We start from the raw sequence: 3096 nt of genomic DNA, 5'->3' as shown, positions 1-3096 counted from the left end.
ATAAAAAAAGCATCCGCCAGCTCTGGGATACAGTTGAAAAATGAGAAAAGAAGCTTGTTGTAAGACTTTTTAATGTGAAGGAATTATTTCAAGTTAATTGTAATCATATTGTTAGTGATAAAAGTAAGAAAGAAATTAGTTTTCAGGGTGTACATGACGGATTGCAGAGTTTATCTAAAATAGAAAGTTTCTCTTATACTGATTGGCAAACGACGGATTCTAAGTATTTTTCAAATTTAGTAGGCTCTAATACAACATTTTGATATAAGGGGTGAGATGATGAGATATAGATATTGGATTGGGTTGATTGTAACAATTTCTTTCATAGTTCTTGGAGTCGTTCATTTTTATCATCAGCGCTCTTCAGAAAAAGAATCTGAACCCAAAATTATTAAATCAGCAAATGAATTAGATATAAATAAAATTAAAGTGCTAGGGGATGAAAAGAAATACATTCTTTCTGGTGCTGATACAGTTTTAGTTGGAGGACGGTATCTTTTTGGCAGAAGCTACAAGGAAAGAGAATTGAAAGATTCTAAGAACACAAATACAGAATTTATTAGTTTTTCTTACTATGATTTAGATACTCAGAAAGCCTCTACGGTCAATGTGTTAGAAAAAGTTCGTAAAAAGAATAAAAAAAATGAAGTTATACGTATTGGGCTTCCTACATTTGGAGGACCAGCCTATAAGGACACTATTTATATTGAGGTGTTAGAAGCTGGAAAACCCATCTCTGAAGTGGAAAAGCTTTACTATAATCTAGGAAAGGAAGACTATTATAGTCCGACTGATTCAGATAAAATTCCTAGTACAGAGGACCTAGATAATGTTACACTTTCTTTAACAAATCTAATTGATTGTATCTCTAATCGAGGATATTACTATTCAGCTAATTATCGAAGTATTACTAACGCTAGTAATGGGAAACCTGATTCTAACATCAACTTGTTCAGTATATTCCCTAACATAGAAAAGGGGATAATTAAAGGAGATGAAAAGTTATCCATGCGCTATGATCGAATGGGGAATGCCGAGGTCTTCGACACACTCCTTCATTGGTTTGCGCCTAAGGGAGAGGAAACTTTGTCTGGGGTTAAAATCAAAGCTGACTATTCTGTAGATGGTCAAGAACATGAGATACACTCTTATAAAGATTTTAAACAATACTATAATGGAAAGGGTGGTGAGCTAAGTGAGTAAGTCAAGAAAAGAAATTCATATTGAGAAAACTGAAAGTATAGAAAAGAAACTTGTCGCAAGGCAAGTTTCTTTTCTTGTCTGAACTTTCTCTGAACTTGTCCTTGTATACTAAAGAAAAACAAAAGGAGTTCAGTATGGAACATATGGTAAAAATAGAAGAAGTCTGCAAAAAGCATGGCAGCAAGCAGATTTTAAAAGATATTTCTTTTACAGCTAGAAGCGGTCGGATTACAGCTTTTCTGGGCCCAAATGGTGCTGGTAAAAGCTCGACCTTGAGGATTCTCTTGGGGTTAGATCGGGCGACAGCAGGAACTGCGACTTTTGATGGGAGAACCTATCAGTCAATGACTTATCCGCTCAGAACGGTAGGTGCAGCCTTTGACGGCATTGGCGGTCTGCCAAATCGAAAGGTCTATGACCACTTGAGAATTATTGCGGCGAGTAATGCTATTCCCAAGTCTCGGATCGATGAGGTTTTGGAGATGACTGGAATCGCTCATAAGAGGAAGGACCTCTTGTCAAGCCTGTCTCTGGGGGAAGGTCAGCGGTTGGGTTTAGCAGCAGCTTTGCTGGGTGATCCTCAGTTTCTTATATTAGATGAGCCGACCAATGGACTGGATCCAAGTGGGATTAAGTGGTTTAGAAAGTTCATCCGTCAGCAGGCTGATTTAGGGAAAACGGTACTTCTATCTTCCCACATCCTGTCAGAGGTGCAAATGGTGACAGATGATGTGGTCTTGATTCATCATGGGCGCATTATTGAGCAGGGACGATTGGAAGAGGTGCTGCAAGATTCAGACAGTCTAGAAGATCTCTTCTTTGATTTGACAGAGGAGGTTTAAGATGAAAGAAACGATGTCCTTATTGCATTCGGAATGGTTGAAAATTTGCTCAACCAAGGCTTTCAGAGTGAGTATGGCCTTCATGCTGCTCTTGGTGCCTGCCGTATCCTGGCTGGAGGGCCGACAGTATTTATCTGTCGGCTTGGATGCCACACCTGAGACGGTTCCCGGTCTGGCAGAAGCCATTGACCCGCTGGAATATCTAGGCCTCAATGGGGCTTCTATGGCAGGCATGGTTTTAGTCATCTTAGCTGGAATTTTGGGGGCTATGGAATTTCAGTCCCATAGCTTGAGAACCAGTCTTTTATCCTGTAATAACCGCCTGAAGTTGCTTGTGGGGAAACTCATGACCTTTACTTGTTTTTCTCTTGCCACTAGCTTTTTATCGATTTACTTTAGTTATATGGTTATGCATCTGGCTTTAGGAAGGGAAGGGCTTGATCCGATTATGCTCAATCATGCAGCTTGGAGTCTGCTTTTGTGGAAAACCTTATCTCTAACCCTATTGGGAATCCTTTCATTTTTGTTAGGTTTATTGGCTCGGACCATGCTAGTTCCTCTGCTTTTTCTCGTACCCCAAATCTATAATTTAGGAAACTATCTGGCAGCTCACACGAGTTGGGGGGCTTATTTGCCACAGCCAGCAGGAGAATTGTTTGCGGCAACGCCAACTTCCCAATATACCAACAATCCCTTGCAAGGGCTGTTGATACTTGGTGCATGGTTACTAGTCATCGGCGGTATGACCTCTCTGCGCTTTTTGAAGACGGATTTAGGAGGGCGATACTGATGATAAAAGCTCTACTTAGAAGCGAATGGATTAAGTTCCGTTCTTACTATCTCGCTCTTGGTGCAGCCTTGGTGGCTCTGGTAATCGTTCCATTTTTTCTGATGAATCTTGACTACAGTCAAACAGCAGTTGGACAGACAAAGGCTCTGAGTGAGGCTTTGCATGCCCTCTATCTGGCACAGCCTGTCATCGTCATCTTTACTTCCCTCTATTTTGCCCAGGAGTTTGTCAAGTCTGGGATGCGAACGAATTTTCTAACCG

At 40.6% G+C, this 3096-nt stretch carries 3 protein-coding genes and 1 pseudogene; all 4 read left to right on the top strand.

Features of this window, described 5'->3' with window-relative positions:
• Positions 1-276: 276 nt before the first annotated feature.
• On the top strand, positions 277-1203 hold the full coding sequence (locus tag Q0191_RS09270; protein ID WP_297665877.1) for a hypothetical protein: 927 nt from the start codon (positions 277-279) through the stop codon (positions 1201-1203).
• 134 nt (positions 1204-1337) lie between these two features.
• Positions 1338-2045, top strand: coding sequence for an ABC transporter ATP-binding protein (locus tag Q0191_RS09265; protein ID WP_297665875.1), 708 nt, complete (start codon positions 1338-1340; stop codon positions 2043-2045).
• 1 nt (position 2046) lies between these two features.
• Complete coding sequence (locus Q0191_RS09260) at positions 2047-2835, top strand: lantibiotic ABC transporter permease (RefSeq protein ID WP_297665873.1); 789 nt, start codon at positions 2047-2049, stop codon at positions 2833-2835.
• Positions 2835-3096: pseudogene (locus tag Q0191_RS09255) on the top strand (lantibiotic ABC transporter permease); the annotation flags it as partial. The gene Q0191_RS09260 and the pseudogene Q0191_RS09255, both read left to right, overlap by 1 nt.

Origin of the sequence: uncultured Streptococcus sp. (genome assembly GCF_938036805.1) — a bacterium.
Lineage (GTDB): Bacteria > Bacillota > Bacilli > Lactobacillales > Streptococcaceae > Streptococcus.
The sequence above is the reverse complement of the archived record's forward strand: the minus strand, read 5'-3'. Positions and strand labels throughout refer to the sequence as shown.

Coding starts and splice junctions, on each gene's coding strand:
- Q0191_RS09260 (WP_297665873.1), top strand. CDS start 2,047: ATGAAAGAAACGATGTCCTTATTGCATTCGGAATGGTTGAAAATTTGC.
- Q0191_RS09270 (WP_297665877.1), top strand. CDS start 277: ATGATGAGATATAGATATTGGATTGGGTTGATTGTAACAATTTCTTTC.
- Q0191_RS09265 (WP_297665875.1), top strand. CDS start 1,338: ATGGAACATATGGTAAAAATAGAAGAAGTCTGCAAAAAGCATGGCAGC.